The 16,411-nt window shown below is 64.6% G+C and carries 20 protein-coding genes; 13 read left to right on the forward strand and 7 right to left on the reverse strand.

What is annotated here, in order from left to right:
- Positions 1 to 7 precede the first annotated feature (7 nt).
- Positions 8 to 916, forward strand: a complete 909-nt coding sequence (locus tag CH278_RS03335) for a sensor domain-containing diguanylate cyclase (RefSeq protein ID WP_032399988.1) — start codon at positions 8 to 10, stop codon at positions 914 to 916.
- A 6-nt stretch (positions 917 to 922) separates the two neighbouring features.
- Here the strand turns inward: CH278_RS03335 and CH278_RS03340 are convergent, their stop codons facing one another.
- Entirely contained in the window at positions 923 to 1,519 is a 597-nt protein-coding gene (locus CH278_RS03340; RefSeq protein ID WP_032382827.1) for a CHAP domain-containing protein, read from the reverse strand.
- A 47-nt stretch (positions 1,520 to 1,566) separates the two neighbouring features.
- On the opposite strand from CH278_RS03340, the gene CH278_RS03345 reads away from it, so the two are divergent.
- Both CH278_RS03345 and CH278_RS03350 read left to right on the forward strand, forming a co-directional pair.
- Positions 1,567 to 2,355, forward strand: coding sequence for an SIR2 family NAD-dependent protein deacylase (locus CH278_RS03345; protein WP_094621165.1), 789 nt, complete (start codon positions 1,567 to 1,569; stop codon positions 2,353 to 2,355).
- 57 nt (positions 2,356 to 2,412) lie between these two features.
- Positions 2,413 to 2,697, forward strand: coding sequence for a hypothetical protein (locus CH278_RS03350; protein ID WP_032399990.1), 285 nt, complete (start codon positions 2,413 to 2,415; stop codon positions 2,695 to 2,697).
- Positions 2,698 to 2,713: 16 nt separating this feature from the next.
- Here CH278_RS03350 and CH278_RS03355 read toward each other — a convergent pair whose 3' ends face one another.
- Genes CH278_RS03355 through CH278_RS03365 form a run of 3 tightly spaced genes read right to left on the reverse strand, consistent with a single transcriptional unit; the run spans position 2,714 to position 5,036 of the window.
- Entirely contained in the window at positions 2,714 to 3,781 is a 1,068-nt protein-coding gene (locus CH278_RS03355) for an ABC transporter permease (RefSeq protein WP_094621166.1), read from the reverse strand.
- Positions 3,781 to 4,638 carry an ABC transporter ATP-binding protein gene (locus tag CH278_RS03360; RefSeq protein WP_094621167.1) on the reverse strand — a complete coding sequence of 286 codons (858 nt, stop codon included), beginning with the start codon at positions 4,636 to 4,638 and terminating at the stop codon, positions 3,781 to 3,783. The genes CH278_RS03355 and CH278_RS03360 overlap by 1 nt, the downstream gene beginning before the upstream one ends.
- Positions 4,635 to 5,036, reverse strand: coding sequence for a GntR family transcriptional regulator (locus CH278_RS03365; protein WP_027497311.1), 402 nt, complete (start codon positions 5,034 to 5,036; stop codon positions 4,635 to 4,637). Before CH278_RS03365 ends, CH278_RS03360 begins: the two co-directional genes overlap by 4 nt.
- Positions 5,037 to 5,123: 87 nt before the next feature.
- On the opposite strand from CH278_RS03365, the gene CH278_RS27345 reads away from it, so the two are divergent.
- The 3 genes from CH278_RS27345 (at position 5,124) to CH278_RS03375 (ending at position 8,059) form a co-directional block, all read left to right on the forward strand.
- The gene (locus tag CH278_RS27345) at positions 5,124 to 5,291 is read left to right on the forward strand and encodes a hypothetical protein (RefSeq protein ID WP_155288449.1); all 168 of its coding nucleotides are present in this window, start codon (positions 5,124 to 5,126) and stop codon (positions 5,289 to 5,291) included.
- 64 nt (positions 5,292 to 5,355) lie between these two features.
- Complete coding sequence (secA2, locus tag CH278_RS03370; RefSeq protein WP_094621168.1) at positions 5,356 to 7,659, forward strand: accessory Sec system translocase SecA2; 2,304 nt, start codon at positions 5,356 to 5,358, stop codon at positions 7,657 to 7,659.
- The gene (locus CH278_RS03375; RefSeq protein WP_179274402.1) at positions 7,652 to 8,059 is read left to right on the forward strand and encodes an META domain-containing protein; all 408 of its coding nucleotides are present in this window, start codon (positions 7,652 to 7,654) and stop codon (positions 8,057 to 8,059) included. The genes secA2 and CH278_RS03375 overlap by 8 nt, the downstream gene beginning before the upstream one ends.
- Here CH278_RS03375 and CH278_RS03380 read toward each other — a convergent pair.
- Entirely contained in the window at positions 8,046 to 8,642 is a 597-nt protein-coding gene (locus tag CH278_RS03380) for a TetR/AcrR family transcriptional regulator C-terminal domain-containing protein (RefSeq protein ID WP_094621170.1), read from the reverse strand. The two genes, CH278_RS03375 and CH278_RS03380, sit on opposite strands and share 14 nt — an antisense overlap.
- Before the next feature lie 125 nt (positions 8,643 to 8,767).
- Between CH278_RS03380 and bioB the strand changes: the two genes are divergently transcribed.
- The 3 genes from bioB to CH278_RS03395 are packed head-to-tail and all read left to right on the forward strand — an operon-like array spanning position 8,768 to position 10,610.
- Positions 8,768 to 9,760 (forward strand): biotin synthase BioB, encoded by a 993-nt coding sequence (gene bioB / locus CH278_RS03385; protein WP_032370319.1) that lies wholly within the window; start codon positions 8,768 to 8,770, stop codon positions 9,758 to 9,760.
- 22 nt (positions 9,761 to 9,782) lie between these two features.
- Entirely contained in the window at positions 9,783 to 10,007 is a 225-nt protein-coding gene (gene bsaP, locus CH278_RS03390) for a biotin synthase auxiliary protein BsaP (RefSeq protein ID WP_032382834.1), read from the forward strand.
- On the forward strand, positions 10,008 to 10,610 hold the full coding sequence (locus tag CH278_RS03395) for a DUF2567 domain-containing protein (protein ID WP_094621171.1): 603 nt from the start codon (positions 10,008 to 10,010) through the stop codon (positions 10,608 to 10,610).
- Positions 10,611 to 10,623: 13 nt separating this feature from the next.
- Here the strand turns inward: CH278_RS03395 and CH278_RS03400 are convergent, their stop codons facing one another.
- Positions 10,624 to 11,322: an NUDIX hydrolase gene (locus CH278_RS03400; RefSeq protein ID WP_032406822.1), complete on the reverse strand. Its 699-nt coding sequence runs from the start codon at positions 11,320 to 11,322 to the stop codon at positions 10,624 to 10,626.
- Between the two features lie 79 nt (positions 11,323 to 11,401).
- Between CH278_RS03400 and nadA the strand changes: the two genes are divergently transcribed.
- The 4 genes from nadA to CH278_RS03420 are packed head-to-tail and all read left to right on the forward strand — an operon-like array spanning position 11,402 to position 15,310.
- The gene (gene nadA / locus CH278_RS03405) at positions 11,402 to 12,460 is read left to right on the forward strand and encodes a quinolinate synthase NadA (RefSeq protein ID WP_048318691.1); all 1,059 of its coding nucleotides are present in this window, start codon (positions 11,402 to 11,404) and stop codon (positions 12,458 to 12,460) included.
- Positions 12,457 to 14,025 (forward strand): L-aspartate oxidase, encoded by a 1,569-nt coding sequence (locus tag CH278_RS03410; protein WP_094621172.1) that lies wholly within the window; start codon positions 12,457 to 12,459, stop codon positions 14,023 to 14,025. The genes nadA and CH278_RS03410 overlap by 4 nt, the downstream gene beginning before the upstream one ends.
- A 1-nt stretch (position 14,026) precedes the next feature.
- The gene (gene nadC, locus CH278_RS03415) at positions 14,027 to 14,902 is read left to right on the forward strand and encodes a carboxylating nicotinate-nucleotide diphosphorylase (protein WP_032368081.1); all 876 of its coding nucleotides are present in this window, start codon (positions 14,027 to 14,029) and stop codon (positions 14,900 to 14,902) included.
- A gap of 33 nt (positions 14,903 to 14,935) precedes the next feature.
- A complete protein-coding gene (locus CH278_RS03420; RefSeq protein WP_032368080.1) occupies positions 14,936 to 15,310 on the forward strand; it encodes an RNA-binding S4 domain-containing protein in 375 nt (124 codons plus the stop codon).
- A gap of 51 nt (positions 15,311 to 15,361) precedes the next feature.
- Here the strand turns inward: CH278_RS03420 and CH278_RS03425 are convergent, their stop codons facing one another.
- Positions 15,362 to 16,345, reverse strand: coding sequence for a LysR family transcriptional regulator (locus CH278_RS03425; RefSeq protein WP_094621173.1), 984 nt, complete (start codon positions 16,343 to 16,345; stop codon positions 15,362 to 15,364).
- Positions 16,346 to 16,411: the final 66 nt, after the last annotated feature.

Consider the following 16,411-nt stretch of genomic DNA (forward strand, 5'->3'; position numbering starts at 1 on the left):
TGAATCGATGTGGCTCGCACCGTTCGAGGAAGTGAACCGGACAATCATGGTCGACGCCGATCGCTGGTATCGGGAGATGTTCGAGGCCAGCACGGTCGGAATGGCACTCGCCGACGAACACGGGCTGCTGTTACTCGCGAACGAGGCGTATGCGGCAATCGTGGGGTGCCCCAGGGATCTACTGTGGGGCCGATCCTCCCGTGAATTCACCCACCCCGACGACCTGGACCAACACGCGGCGATGGAACAGATGATGGACGACGCCGAGGCCCGTGGTGAATCCGTACACGTCGAGAAGCGATACCTGCATCCCGACGGCACAGTGCGGTGGGGTTGGGTGTCGGCCAGCGAGGTCCCCGGCCCGGACGGCCGACGATGGACCATGGCGGTGGTCCACGACGTCACCGACCGGCGGCGGTTGGAGGACGACCTACGGGAGGCTGCGCTGACCGATCCCTTGACCGGGCTGCTCAATCGGCGCGGTTGGCGAGATCGGTTGTCTCAGTTGACGACTCCGCGCGGATTCGACGTGTCGCTGGCCATGGCGATGATCGATTTCGATCGCTTCAAGTCGTTCAACGACAAATACGGACACGGCCGCGGCGATCGCCTGTTGGTCCAGTTCTCCACTGCTGCAATGCAGTTGCTTGCAGGGCGAGCGTATGTCGCCAGATGGGGCGGGGAGGAATTCGCCATCGCGATGCCCGATACCGGGTCGACGACGATGGCAACCGTGCTGACCGAACTCGCAGCCGTCGTCCCGGACGAGCAGACATTTTCCGCCGGTTACACGACATTGCGTCCGGGGGAATCGCTCTACGACTGTTTCGACCGAGCAGACCTGTTGCTGTACAGAGCGAAGAGAGACGGAGGGGCGCGATCACTCGGCGACCGTTCCAGCACCCCGTCGCAATGACGGCTCTCAGGATGCCAATCGGCCGAATCCGACTACACCCGAGTCGGATTCGTAATTCAGAGTGTGAATCCTGATCTTGCCGGCTTCGTTCCCGCCCACGGTGACGGCCTCGCTGCCGTCGACAGCCACGATGACGTTGGTGTGTTGGCCGACCCAACTGCTGTTGTCGTACAACACCACATCACCCACCGACGGCGTGTAGTTGCCGACGGTCTCGAACCGTCCCTGTTGCTGGTAGTACTCCTGCAGCGTGTAGACGCCGGGAATGCGCCACGAACCCGAGTTGGGATTCGACAACGGCATGCCCGCTTCCTTCATGATCCAGCTGACGAAGTCGGCGCACCAGGCCTCGTCCACGCCCTCTGCATAGAAGGTTCCCGGACGCTGCTTCTCGTGCTCGACTCGCAGCAGGTCCACCACACGTGCCTGGTCGACGGTCAACTCGGCGCTGTTCACCTCGGGGAACGATTCGGTGTCCCACGGTAGATAGCGACTCGGGGCGAGCCACAGAACACCGACGGCCACCACCACGACCACAGCGGTGACCGCTGCGGTCCACAGGGGCCAGCGTCGCCGCGTGCGGGTATCGGTGTCGATGCTCATGCCCACACGGTAGCGCGTGAGCGAACACCGGTTGGCACAATAGCTGTGTGACCCATTCGCACGAGCAGACGGTCGACGCCGTTCCACAACCCATCGTGGACGCCGCACGAGCGGCATCGCGCATCGTCGTTCTGACCGGGGCCGGCATGTCGGCCGAATCCGGAATTGCAACGTTTCGCGACGACCGGACCGGTCTGTGGCAGGACTTCGATCCGAAGGACCTCGCCAGTCCCGAGGGCTGGCTCGCCGACAGCGACCTCGTGTGGGGTTGGTACCGGTGGCGTGCAGCATTGGTTCGTCGTTCCGAACCCAACGCCGGCCACCGCGCCGTCGCGCAATGGCAGCAGCATGCGCAGGTGGACATCGCCACGCAGAACGTCGACGATCTGCACGAACGAGCCGGATCCACAGTGCTCGCACACGTACACGGAAGCCTCTTCGAGCCGTACTGCAGCGAGTGTGGAGTGCGCGCGGAACTCGACGACACCGACATTCTGGACGACGGCATTCTGATCGACGCAGATCAGCGTGTTCCGCCGCCGGACTGTCCCCGGTGCGGCGGACTCATCCGTCCCGGGGCCGTGTGGTTCGGCGAATCGCTGCCCGAACAGGCGTGGGAAGCAGCCGAGAATGCTGTGCGCGCTGCAGATCTGGTGCTCGTGGTCGGTACGTCGGGCGTGGTGTACCCGTTCGCCGGACTGCCCGCCGTCGCACGCAGTGCGGGCGCAACGGTGGTCGAGATCAACCCGGTCGAGACCGAGGTATCCGACATGGCCGACCACCGATGGCGCACAACGGCCGCGGTGGGTCTGCCACTGCTGGTCGCACAATTGTGAACGGACGGGCGGCGCGCGAACTACCCTGATCACACCATCGACTTCGAGGAGGCCGAGATGGCGGAGTACTGGTTGCTCGTGTGCGCCCTCGCGTGTTCGTCCGTCGGTGCGTGGTGGGCAACCTCGGATCCGACATCTCGACGCGTTCGCCGAATCGAATTTCTCGCCTGGATCCTCGGCATCGTCGGCGCGGTCACCCTGGCCGATCAGCTGGGGGTGTCCAGGCCGTGGTCCACTGCTGCACTCGTAGTCGGAATCATGGTTCTGGTCCTCGGCCTCCCCGCCCTCGTGGCCACAGTGATCAGGAATCGGAAACCGCTCGGAATTCCAGCGCAGAGGTAGCTGCGGCAGACCTGCCCTAGGGACGCAGCCTGCGCAGCAGCAGGAGTGATACGCCCCCGAGAAGCCCGGCAACCACCAACGACAACGCCGACTCGATCGCCTGGAACCGCCAGAACGATCTGTCCTCGTGATAGCGCGTCTCGTAGGCCTCGGCACCCTGATCCCGAATGCACTGGATCTCGATGTTGCGACGTTCCACGCTCTTGCGGTCGGAATACTCCTCGTACTCGGCGACCGTCTCGAATTCGCTCAGATCCCTGTAGTTCTGGGTCCAATTGCAGTCCATCAAGTCGACGGGCACCGGACTGCCGTTGCTGTCGACGTAGTCGGCAGAGAATTCCCAACGTGGGAACAAACTGATCGAGTCGCCTGGTCTGTAGTAGTCCGGAGTGCCGCCGTACATGTCGTCGACCTTCTGCTCCACCGATACTCGGTCTGTCTGGGGAGTCGCATAGTGCTCGCGTAACTGCGTCGGCAGCAGTGCCAGGAATGCAGTCGACACGATGACGGTGGTGATCATCGCAGCGATCGTGTTCCGCATCGCAAGTGCGCATGCCGAACCGACCATCAATCCGACGGCCGTGTACGCGCCTGCGACGAATCCCGTGGCCCCGAAGATGGGAAAGTCCAACCGCGATGCGCTCGACCCCGCGAAGGACATCGCGAAGGAATCGGGTGCAGTGTTGTACTTGGCTGCGAACAGCACGCATCCGAGCACCGTCATCGCCCCGACGATCGGTGTGAACACGACCAGAATGCGCACGCTGTACCAGCGGCGTCTGCTCACGGATTGAGTCAAACCGAGTACGTGGGTGCGACGTTCGAGATCGCGGGAGAAGACGGTCACCCCGACGAATGCCCCCAGGACGACGGGCAAGACGATCGTCGTGAGTATCGCTATAGTCTGCACGGTCCCGACGGTGCAGTCGGACGAACCGAAGGATCGACAACCCTGCAGATACGGAGACGGAATCACACCGCCGCCGATCACCGTGACGGCAATCGTGATCGCAGCCAACAGCAGTGGCGTCAACGCCCCGAACAGGATGGTCGCGCGAAATTGTCTCCAAGTCACCCAGATCATCAGGTGGTCTCCGTTCCGAGGTGGGCGAGTACGACGTCGTCGAGGGTGGCGTTCTCGACTGTCCACCCCGGTGGTGTCGTTGTCGGTTGTTTGCCCTGTACGACGAATGTTGTTGCCCCGGAACCGAACACCTCGGACACGATGGTGCCGTCCTCGACCGTCGGGTCGGCGTCGGAGCTGCCGACGAGAAGGTAGTGGTCGGCGGTGACGGCGTCGAGGTCCCCGTCGAGTCGCATTCGCCCACCGCGTAGTAGCAACAGCCGGTCGGCGACGTCGACGAGCTCGGACAGCACGTGTGAGGACAGCACGATCGTCGTACCGTTCTCGGCTGCATCGCGCATCAGGGTGCGTGCCACCGCCCTGCGAGCGACCGGATCGAGATCGGCAAGCGGCTCGTCGAGCAGCAGTACTTCGGGTCGACGCCCGAGTGCCAGTGCGAGGGCAATCCGCGTGCGGTGGCCGGGGGAGAGGGACTCGACCCGAGCGGAGGTGGCGATTCCGGCGGCGTCGACGATTTCCTTCGCGTACGCATCGTCCCAGTGCGAGTTCGTGTTTCGGCCGAATCGCAACAGTTCGGCGACGGTGAAGTGTGGGTAGAGGGGCTTGTGCTGCGCCAGATAGGACAGGCCGGGCGAGATTCCGCGTTGGGTCACGCTTTCGCCCAGAACCCGAATGGTTCCGCCGTCCGGTGTCAGCAGGCCGACGGCCAGCGACAGCAGCGTCGACTTTCCGGCACCGTTGGAGCCGACCAGCGCTGTGACGCTTCCTCTTTCGACTGCGAACGAGCATCCGTCGAGGACGGTCTTCCTGCGAAACGATTTGGCCACCTCGTCCATGGTGAGCACCGCGTCGGTCATGTTTCGTCTCTTTCGGTTCGGTCGAATTGCTTGTCGAGTGCGGCGGTGACGATGGCTTCGAGGTCGGGTCGGTCCAGTCCTGCGGCCGTGCAGTGTCGGATCCAGCGGTCGAGTTCGGTCTCGAGCGCCGATCGTTCGGCCATGCCAGGTTTTGCGAGCGAGGCGACGACGAACGTCCCGGAACCGGTTCGTGGTTGGACCAGCCCGTCGCGTTCGAGTTCTCGGTACGCCTTGAGGACGGTGTTGGGATTGATGGCCAGCGCCGTGACCACTTCTTTTGCTGTCGGCAGTCGGTCACCGACGGCGAGTGTTCCCAGTCGTAGGGCCTGTTTGGTCTGCAGTATCAGTTGGACATAGGTGGGAATGCCGGACTGACGATCGATACGGTAGGCGATCACCAGAAGCCTTTCACTAGTTGATTAGTGGAAGACGTTAATACGTACCCCTCGGTTTGTCCATGCTCTGTTCGGATCTCGATATTCGGAGTGGCGATCACCGCGTTGGCCGTGACGGCTGGGGGATGCGCCGCCATCTCCGACCCGCAGCAGACCCGAGACTTCTTCGCCCGGGGCCAGTCCTACTACCGCTCGCGCAGAATCGCAGTGGCTGTGCCGCTCGACATCGCAGTGACAACGCCGCTCGACGCGGGGTAGTGGGCAATCGGCACTCGGTACTGTGGGAAAGAAGATTACGTACTTTCTCGAGTAGGGATGACAGATGGCTGTGGGCTCCGACCGATTCTGGCGTGTACTCGGCCGCTCTGCGCAGAAGGCGCAGAGCGCGTCGCGTCGGCGCGTCGAGCAGGCCGGAGACCATGCGAGCTGGGCTTCGGGCTTGTCTGACGCCGAATTGGTCACCGAGGCCGCTGCGTTGCGGGCCCCGAGCGCGTCGAAACTCGACGTTCCGCGGTACCTGGCGTTGACGCGTGAGGCGAGCGACCGCACGCTCGGCATGCGACCGTTCGACGTACAACTTCTGGGAGCCGAGCGACTGCTCGCCGGTGACGTGGTGGAAATGGCGACCGGCGAAGGAAAGACGTTGTCCGGGGCCGTGGCTGCGGTGGGATACGTTCTGTCCGGTCGCAGGGTTCACGTCATCTCGGTCAACGACTTTCTCGCACAACGTGATGCGCGGTGGATGGCTCCGCTGTTCGAGGCTCTGGGTATCACCGTCGGTTCCATCGCCGAGTCGTCCTCCGCGCAGGAACGTCGTGATTCCTACGCGTGCGATATCACGTACGCGTCGGTCAACGAGGTCGGATTCGATGTACTCCGTGACCATTTGGTCGACGATCGTGCCGATCTGGTGTCGCCCGTCCCGGATGTCGCACTGATCGACGAGGCCGACTCGGTGTTGGTCGACGAAGCGTTGGTGCCGTTGGTGTTGGCCGGCTCGGTATCGGGTGACGTGTCGACCTCGACGGTGATGGACGCAGTCCGCCTGTTGGACAAGGGGATCGACTTCGACACCGATGCCGAAGGACGCAATGTGTTCCTCACGGACGAGGGCGCGCTTCGGCTCGAGAAGGAACTCGGCGGAATCGATCTCTACTCCGAGCAGCACGTCGGATCGACCCTCGTTGCGGTCAATGTCGCGCTGCACGCTCAGGTGCTGGTGCAACGCGATGTCGACTACATCGTGCGTGAGGGACGTGTTCAGCTGATCAACGCTTCCCGTGGCCGAGTGGCGGACTTGCAGCGTTGGCCGGACGGGTTACAGGCGGCCGTAGAGATCAAGGAGGGGCTCGAGCCCACCGAGACCGGTGAAATTCTCGACACGATCACGGTGCAGGCGCTGATCAACCGGTATGCCACCGTAAGTGGAATGACCGGCACGGCAATGGCGGCGGGGGAGCAGCTGCGTACGTTCTACGGGCTCGGCGTCTCGGTCATCGAGCCGAACGTGCCGACGGTGCGGGTCGACGAGGTCGACCGGGTGTACGACACGGTCGAGCACAAGAATGCCGCAATTGCGCAGCAGGTCAAGGAAATTCACGAGACCGGGCAACCGATACTCGTCGGCACGCACGATGTCGCGGAGTCGGAGACGCTGGCGGCGATCCTCGCGGAATCCGGTGTGGACGCCGTCGTACTCAACGCCAAGAACGACGCCGAGGAGGCCGCGGTGATCGCTGCCGCCGGAGTGCACGGCGCGGTCACCGTCTCGACGCAGATCGCCGGGCGCGGAACCGACATCAAGCTCGGGGGACCGGAGGGGACCGACCGCGACCGCATCGCCGAGTTGGGTGGGCTGTTCGTCGTCGGCACCGGCCGCCACACCACCGAGCGGCTCGACAATCAATTGCGAGGACGTGCGGGCAGGCAGGGCGACCCGGGCCGTTCGGTGTTCTTCGGCAGTTGGGAGGACGACGTCGTCAAGAACAACATCGGTGACAAGGACGCACCGAAAGGCATCGACGACAGCGGCCTGTTCACCTCTGCCGCCGCAGCCGATCGAGTCGATCATGCCCAGCGCATCGCCGAAGGACAGATGCTCGAAATACACTCGCGTACCTGGCGCTACAACCGACTGACGGCGCAGCATCGGGAGATTCTGGACCGTCGTAGGGCAGCGTTGCTGGACACCGGAGAGGCGTTGGCTCTGCTCGAGGAGCAGTCGCCGACGCGATCGAAGGAACTTCGCGAGAACGTGTCGGAGGAGACCCTCGTGGTGGTCGCCCGCCGAATCGTTCTTCACCACCTCGACCGCGCGTGGTCGGACTACCTAGCGCACCTGGCCGACGTGCGCGAGAGCATCCACCTCCGTGCGCTGGGTCGCGAGAATCCACTCGACGAGTACCACCGAATTGCGGTCGAGGCCTTCAAGACTGTCTCCGCCAAGGCCATGGATCTGTCCCACGCGACATTCGAGTCGGCCGAGATCACCTCCGACGGAATCGATCTCGACAATGCCGGTATGCGCCGACCGACGTCGACGTGGACGTACATGGTGCACGACAACCCGTTTGCCTCCCGCGGAAATGCCGGTGCGGCCGGTCTGGGGCCGATCTTCGGTGGCTGACGCGCGCCGGGCACTGCTCGCTCTCGCCTGTGGCGTGAGCGTGTTGGCCTCGGGCTGCACCGATTCGTACGGGGAATTCCCGGCAGACAAGAATTACACCTCCGTCGATGCCGACGGTTCCTACACCCCGGTCTCGGGTACGACGATCCGGCTCGAGTTCGCCGACGACCGCATCTCGGCCGAAGCCGGATGCAACAGGTTGTTCGGCACCGTCGACACTTCGCTGGGGACGCTCACCGTCGATTCCCTGGGTGCCACGCGGATGGGGTGCCCGGCCGAGCTCATGGAGCAGGATCGGTGGCTGTCGGAGTTTCTGTCCTCGAAGCCGAAATGGTCCAGAGAAGACGACACGATGACTCTGGACAACGGACGCGACCGAATCGTGTTCACCGAATGCTGACGGAGCGTGGTTCGGACGCGGCGTGGCGTATGCCGTCCAGAAAGAGTCGGAGACCGAAGTCGAATTTGCTGGTGGGATCGGGGCGCTCGAACATCGGGGACGCGTCGGCGGTCAGCGCCCCGGCCGAGTCCATCTGGAGCCGAGCCTGTTCGTCCACGGTATGGCCGAGCACGTAGTACAGCAACGTATCGGCGGTCAGTTCGGCGTCGACTCTGGGCAACCCGGCACGAATGCAGACCGCGGCGATGCGTTCACGGATGCGGTTGGTGGTGAGCCGCGAGGCGTAGGTCGAGGCGACCAGTTCGGCTCCGTCGCGCCGGGAGAGCAGCGCGTCGCGAAGTCGATGTGCGATCTGCGAGATCTGCGCGTCCCACAGTTCTTCCGTCGACGGTGCGTCGGCACCGGACAGTATGTGATCTGCGATCGCCCCCAGCAGCGTCTGCTTGTTGGGGAAGTGCCAGTACAGCGCTCCGGGTTGGACGTGCAGTGAGGTCGCCAGTCGGCGCATGGTCAGATCCGCGAGGCCGTACTCGTCGAGAATGGCTATTGCACCGTCCAGGACGTCCTGCCTGCGTAGCTGCACTTCCTACCCCTGCCGTTCGACGCGGTGTTTCGCTTTGACAGTAGCCGAGTGCGGTGCCTAACGTGAACGCCGTTCAACTTGAACGGTGTTCAATTCCGAGACCGTTCGACGACGAGGGGACCGGTATGGACATATTGCGTACGGCGCGCCTGCAGGTGCTCGACAACGGCATTGCGCTCGATCGATCCCAGGTGCTCGAGGTACTCGAGCTCGGAGAGGATCGTCTCGAAGAGACGATGCAACTGGCGCACGAGGTTCGGATGCGATGGTGCGGACCGGAAGTGGAGGTCGAGGGGATCGTCAGCCTCAAGACCGGAGGCTGCCCCGAGGACTGCCACTTCTGCTCGCAGTCGGGCCTGTTCGCCTCTCCGGTGCGGGCGGCCTGGCTCGATATTCCGTCGTTGGTCGAGGCGGCGAAACAGACCGCGAAGACCGGAGCCACGGAGTTCTGCATCGTGGCCGCAGTGCGGGGTCCGGACGCTCGACTGCTCGCGCAGGTCGCCGCGGGAATCGAGGCCATTCGCGGCGAGGTCGACATCGACATCGCTTGTTCGCTGGGCATGCTCGACCAGGATCAGGTCGACCAACTCGCCGCAATGGGTGTGCACCGCTACAACCACAACCTCGAGACCTCGCGGTCCTACTTTCCGAACGTGGTCACCACCCATACCTGGGAGGAACGCTGGAACACACTGCGGATGGTCCGCGAGGCCGGCATGGAGGTCTGTTGCGGAGGCATCCTCGGTATGGGCGAGACGCTGGAGCAGCGAGCTGAGTTCGCAGCCGATCTCGGCGCTCTCGAACCCGACGAGGTTCCCCTGAATTTCTTGAACCCACGTCCCGGAACGCCGTTCGGAGATCTGGACGTGCTGCCTGCATCGGATGCGTTGCGAGCCGTTGCCGCCTTCCGGCTGGCCCTGCCGCGGACGATTCTTCGATTCGCGGGCGGCCGCGAGATCACTCTCGGTGATCTCGGAGCTCAGCAGGGAATTCTGGGCGGCATCAACGCGATCATCGTCGGAAACTACTTGACGACGCTCGGTCGTCCCGCCGAGGAGGATCTCGATCTTCTCGGGGAACTGCAGATGCCGATCAAAGCGTTGAACTCGACGATCTGATGCGCGTATTAAGGTGGGTCGAATGACGAGCGAGAGCCGGTACGACCCGCACACCGGTCGGCCTGTCGAGGTCGGTACGGATGCGGGGGCACCGTCGTTCTCGGTTGCCGTCGGTCTCGGGCTGGAGCCGCCGAGGTACTGCGACCGGTGCGGTCGCAGGATGGTGGTGCAGATCGTGCCCGACGGATGGACGTCGGTGTGCTCGCGGCACGGCCTGATCGATTCCGCCGCGACGGGTAGGCGTTAGGTGACGACCTCGTCTGCCGTCGAGACTCCGGAGCGGCGTCGAACGCTTCGCTTTGTGGCTCTGGTCGGCGGTGTGACGATCGCGCTGTCCGCCGTCGGCGGTCTGCTGTGGGGATTCCTGGCACCGAGCCAGCAGTTGCTCGTCGTCGCGCAGGACAGAGGAGCAACACTGACCGGGGAGAGTCTGCATCGATTCGACGCTCTCGCCCTGTTCGTCCTCGTCTCGTTCGCTCTCGGCATTCTCGTGCCGATCGGGTGGTGGCTGTGGATTTCCCAGCGGGGTCCACGGCTGTTCGTGGCCGTGTTCGTCGGGTCGTTCGTCGGCTCGATCGCAGCAGTGCTGGTGGGCAACGGCGTTGCGGCGCTGCGATTCCCGAGGGCGGACGAGCCGGCCGTCGGATCGATCGTCCGGGTTGCACCGAGTATCGACACGCCAACGGCACTGATCGTGCAGGCGCTGACGGCGTCGTTGGTGATACTGCTGCTCGCGGCGATGAATCCCAACGACGATCTGCAGCCCCCCGATTCCGATCCCGAGCTCGACGAGATCGAATTCGACGTCGCTCCGCCGCCGCCGTCGTTCGACTCGCGGGTGCCCGACTGACGGCGGATCTCGTTCATGCCTGTGGTGGCCGCAATGCCGCGAACTCGTCGGTGACGCGAATGCTGTTGTCGGCGAACCGGAACAATGCTGGAGGCCGTCCACCCGCTCGACCCGACGGTGCACGCCGTCCGGTGGGTTCGATGACGCCGCGGCGGCTCAGTACCCGTTGCAGATTGGTGGCGTCGACCTGATAGCCGAGGGCTGCGCCGTAGATTTCGCGAAGCGTCGAAATCGCGAATTCTGCGGGAGCGAGGGCAAATCCGATGTTGGTGTACGACAGTTTGGCGACCAGTCGATGCCGTGCGTGCTCGACGACCGTTCCGTGATCGAACGACATGGCGGGCAGCTCCGACACCGGGTACCAGGTCGTATCCGCGGGCAGGGTCGGCTCGGCCGCGATCGGTACGAGGCCCAGAAACGTCGACGCGATTCGGCGATCTCCCGGCACCCTGTCCGGCTCGCTGAAGATGGACAGCTGCTCGAGGTGTGCCACCTTGCGTACGTCGACCTTCTCGGCGAGCTGTCTCCGCGCGGACGTGGCAAGGTTCTCGTCGTCGCGCAGGGTGCCCCCGGGGAGTGACCAGGTGCCCGCCTCGGGGTCGAGTGCACGCTGCCACAACAGGACCGCCAGTTCAGGGGTGTCGGGGTCGGAAAAGACCCGAACTTGGAACACCGCAATGAGTACTTCGTGGACGGTGCTACGATGAATCATGTTTTCGATCATAAGTCGAAAACTCCCGCGGAGGAAATTCGGTCACCGACGACCGGATGATCGGTGAAGGAGAACCGTCATGACCAGCAGCGCTACCCAGGTGAACTTCCTGGACTCGGCATTCGCCGGAGTCCGCGACATCGTCGATGGAGCCGGTGGTTACGGGGGAGTCGACGCATCGGCTGAATGGGCCGCGGAAGTGCGACGGCTCGCCGATCTGCGAGGTGCGACCCTGCTGGCGCACAACTACCAGCTGCCTGCGATTCAGGACGTTGCCGATCACGTCGGTGATTCGCTCGCGCTTTCGCGCATGGCCGCCGAGGTATCCGAGGACACCATCGTGTTCTGCGGCGTGCACTTCATGGCCGAGACCGCCAAGATCCTCAGCCCGCAGAAGACGATCCTGATCCCGGACCAGCGTGCGGGTTGCTCGCTCGCCGACTCGATCACTGCCGAGCAGTTGCGCGAGTGGAAAGCAGACTTCCCGGATGCCGTCGTCGTCTCCTACGTCAACACGACAGCCGAGATCAAGGCGCTCACCGACATCTGCTGCACCTCGTCCAACGCCGTCGAGGTCGTGCAATCGATCGATCCGAGCCGCGACATCCTCTTCCTGCCCGACCAGTTCCTCGGGGCTCATGTCAAGCGCGTGACCGGGCGCGAGAATCTGCACATCTGGGCCGGTGAATGCCACGTCCACGCAGGCATCAACGGCGACGAGCTCGCCGAGAAGTCTCGAACCCACCCCGATGCGGAGCTCTACGTGCATCCCGAATGCGGTTGCGCCACCTCGGCTCTCTACCTCGCCGGCGAAGGATTCGTGCCCGCCGACAAGGTCAAGATCCTCTCCACCGGCGGCATGCTCGACGCGGCCCGCGCCACCGAATCCAAGCAGGTTCTGGTCGCCACCGAGATCGGGATGCTGCATCAACTCCGCAGGGCTGCACCCGATGTCGACTTCTTGGCCGTCAACGACCGCGCGTCGTGCGGATACATGAAGATGATCACGCCCGCCGCGCTGTTGCGCTGCCTCGTCGAAGGGCGCGACGAGGTCCACGTCGACCTCGAAACGGCGAACATCGCCAGCAAGTCGGTGCAACGCATGATCGAGATCGGCACACCCGGCGGCGGCGAGTGAACCCGTCGGTCGCCTGGGAAACCGCGGCCGACCTCGTCGTCGTCGGCGGCGGAATCGCCGGACTGACCGCGGCTCGCACGGCCGCCGCTCGCGGCCTGCGCGTGCTGACGGTCAGCAAGGGCAGTTCGGTCGATACCGCGACCAAGTATGCGCAGGGCGGAATCGCAGTCGTCGGCACCGATCTCGGCGACTCGATCGATGCGCACGTGTCGGATACCTGCGCAGCAGGCGCGGGCCTGTGCGACGAGGATGCGGTGCGTTCCATCGTGTCGGGCGGCCGCGCGGCGATCGCGTCGCTCGAAGTCGCCGGCGCACATTTCGATCGTGCGCCCGACGGTTCGGTTTCCCGCACCCGAGAGGGTGGCCACAGTGTGCGCCGAATCATCCATTCCGGCGGCGATGCCACCGGAGCGGAGGTACAACGCGCACTGGACTCCGCAGTGCCTTCGGTGGAATTCGACACCACCGCGCTGCGTGTACTGACCACCGACGGCGCGGTGGCCGGACTCCTCGTGCGCGGGCCTCGCGGTGTCGGCGTCGTTCGCACTCCGACGGTGTTGCTCGCGACAGGCGGCCTGGGACAACTGTTCTCGTGCAGTACCAACCCGGCCGGTGCCACGGCCGACGGCATTGCACTGGCCCTCGATGCGGGCGCACGGATCGCGGATCTGGAGTTCGTTCAGTTCCACCCGACCGTGCTGTTCGCCGCAGGGTCGACGGGCCGTCGCCCGTTGATCAGCGAAGCGGTGCGCGGAGAGGGTGCACGCTTGGTCGATGCCACCGGCCGCGCATTCATGGACGGTGTTCATCCCATGGGCGACCTCGCACCACGCGACGTGGTCTCGCGTGCTATCGCCGAGTTGCTGTACCGCAGCGGCGACGACCACGTGTTGCTGGACGCCCGTCGCGTGGAGCACGTGCGTGAGCGTTTCCCGACCGTGACGGCATCGTGCCTGGACGCCGGAATCGATCCCGCAACGGATCTCATCCCCGTGGCACCCGCCGCGCACTACTCGTGCGGGGGAGTCGTGACCGACACGTTCGGACGGACGTCCGTCTCGGGATTGCTCGCTGCGGGTGAGGTGGCGCGCACCGGGCTGCACGGTGCCAACCGGTTGGCGTCGAACAGTCTGCTCGAGGGTCTGGTGGTCGGCGAACGCGCTGCGCTCGTCGCCGCGGAGCGGGTCGGAACCACGGTCGCCGTGTCCGATACCGCGCTGCCTGTGTACCGGCGGATCGATCGCGCGGTACTGCAGCGAACCATGACCACGGACGTCGGTGTCGTCCGCGATGCGTCCGGTCTTGCGGCGGCACAGGACGTGCTGGCACACGGCGTGGTGTCGGAACCGCCGGTCGACGGCGTAGCGGTCGAGGATGCCGCCCTGACGGCAGCGGCAGACGTGATCGTGCTGGCTGCGGCGCACCGCCGAGAGAGCCGAGGGTGTCACACCCGACGGGATTTCCCGGACAGCATGCCCGAGTACCGACGGAGCCTGTATGTCGAACGCGACGACGACGGACGACTGACGATCGTGAACGATGACGTGATGACGGGAGCAAGCTGACATGACCGGTACTGCCGACGAAGTGAACCCGGGAGTCGACCGCGACGAGGTTCTCGCACTCATCCGCACCGCGCTCGACGAGGATCTCCGGTACGGGCCGGATATCACCACCATGGCAACGGTTCCCGAGGACGCCGTGGCCACGGCGTCGGTGGTGTCTCGACAGTTCGGCACCCTCGCGGGCCTCGATGTCGGACTGCTGGTTCTCGACGAGGTGATCGGTTCGGGCGCGTACTCGATCCGCCACAGGACCGCCGACGGATCGAATGTCGAACCCGGACAGGCTGTTCTGACGGTCGAAGCTCCCACCCGTGGATTGCTCACCGCCGAGCGCACCATGCTCAATATCGTCTGTCACCTGTCGGGTATCGCAACCGCCACGGCCGGCTGGGTCGCCGAGGTCGCAGAGACCGAGTGTCGCATTCGAGACAGTCGAAAGACGTTGCCCGGACTGCGATCGCTACAGAAGTACGCGGTACGGGCGGGCGGCGGGGTCAACCATCGGATGGGTCTCGGTGACGCCGCGCTGATCAAGGACAACCACGTCGCGGCGGCCGGCTCCGTCGTCGCTGCCCTGCGAGCCGTGCGGGCCGCTGCGCCGAACATCGCCTGCGAGGTAGAGGTCGACAGTCTCGAACAACTCGACGAGGTGCTCGCCGAGAACGTCGAACTCGTTCTGCTGGACAACTTCGCGCTGTGGCAGACGCAGATGGCGGTGCAGCGCCGCGACAAGTTCGCGCCGGACACCAAGTTGGAATCCTCGGGTGGACTGACCGTCGACGTGGCTCGGGATTACGCGCGTACGGGGGTCGACTTCCTGGCGGTGGGCGGTCTGACACACTCGGTGACAGTGCTCGACCTCGGCCTGGACATGTAGCCGAGCCTCACGATTCGAGAAAGACGTTCGAAGATGGAATTGCAGAGTGCCCGTCTGGACAGCTGGATCTGGGCGGTGCGACTGTTCAAGACGCGGTCTGCCGCTGCCGCAGCCTGTCGCGGTGGGCATGTCCGCGTCAACGGCACCCCCGCAAAGCCCGGCCAACGGGTCGGGCCGGACGACGAGATCCGGCTGCGCGTGGAGGGCGTGGAGAAGATCGTCGTCGTCGTACGTGCCATCACCAAACGCGTCGGCGCGTCGGTGGTAGCCGAGTGCATGATCGATCGCAGTCCGCCGCCGCCACCGAAAGAGGTTCTGGCGTCGGTTCCCCGACGTGACCGCGGAACGGGCCGTCCGACCAAGCGTGATCGACGTGACATCGATCGGCTGCGGCTGCGCCCCTCGTGAGTGTTGTGCGTACCTCCGGGGGCGCACAACGCGCTCGAGGGCGAAGCCCGGCTAGCGTCTCTTCCCGCTGCGGCGTGCGTTCGTTTTGGTCTTGACGACCGGTCGAGCCGGTTTGGAGGGCTGCGCCTTCTTCTTCTTGACGGGCGCGTCGTCCGACGATCCGCGTGAACTTCGCGTGGACCGGCCACGCACGATGCCGATGAATTCTTCGATGCGGTCGTCTTCCCGCTCCGCCACCCAGGCCAGTGCGATCTGTGTCTGCTCGACGTCGGTGACCGGGCGGTACACGAGATCTTTGCGAGCGTTGAATCGCGCAACCGAGTGCGGGACGATCGCCACCCCCAGCCCGGCGGCCACGTACTCGAAAGTCTCCGCTGTGCTGGTCATCGGTGGCAGTGCGGGACGATCGCCGGTGCTCAGTTCTGTTGCAACAGCAGCCCATTCGGGCACCGTGGTCGGATCGGCGAGCAGGTGTTCGTCGGCGAGGTCGAGAGCGGTGACCGAGTCGAATGCTGCGACCGCATGGTCTTTGGGCACCACCACGACCTGGATTTCCTGGTACAGCCCGATGGCGTTCAGACCTTCACGATCGATCGGCGGCCTGACGAAGCCGACGTCGACTGTTCTGTCACGCAGATGAGACACCTGCGTGTCCGGAGTCGTTGCCACGACGGACAAGGCGACATCGGGAAACCGATCGGCCCAGATTCGCGTCCACTTGGTCAGCGTCACGCCCTCGGCGTATCCGATGGTGAAACTGCTCGGCTCCCCGGCAGCAGCCTGTGCACGCTCCGAACGCCGATCGTCCTCGGCGATCTCGACCAACGCGCGTTCGAGCAGATCGCGTCCGTCGGCGGTGAGTTCGGTGGGGGACGCACCCGGCACGAACAGGTCGACGCCGAGCAACTCTTCGAGTTCCACCACGGTCTTGCTGAGGCGGATTCGGGAGATTCCGAGCGACTGAGCAGCGCGGGCGAAATGCAGTTGTTGCGCCACTGCCGCATACCAGCGCAGTGTCTGCACATCGATGTTCACGGAGTCGAGCCTATGGGACGGTGCACGAAGCGCGGGACGGTGGCGTCGGGACCGCCGATTGCCGGA

Origin of the sequence: Rhodococcus sp. 05-2254-5 (genome assembly GCF_002258575.1) — a bacterium.
Classification (GTDB): domain Bacteria; phylum Actinomycetota; class Actinomycetes; order Mycobacteriales; family Mycobacteriaceae; genus Rhodococcoides; species Rhodococcoides fascians.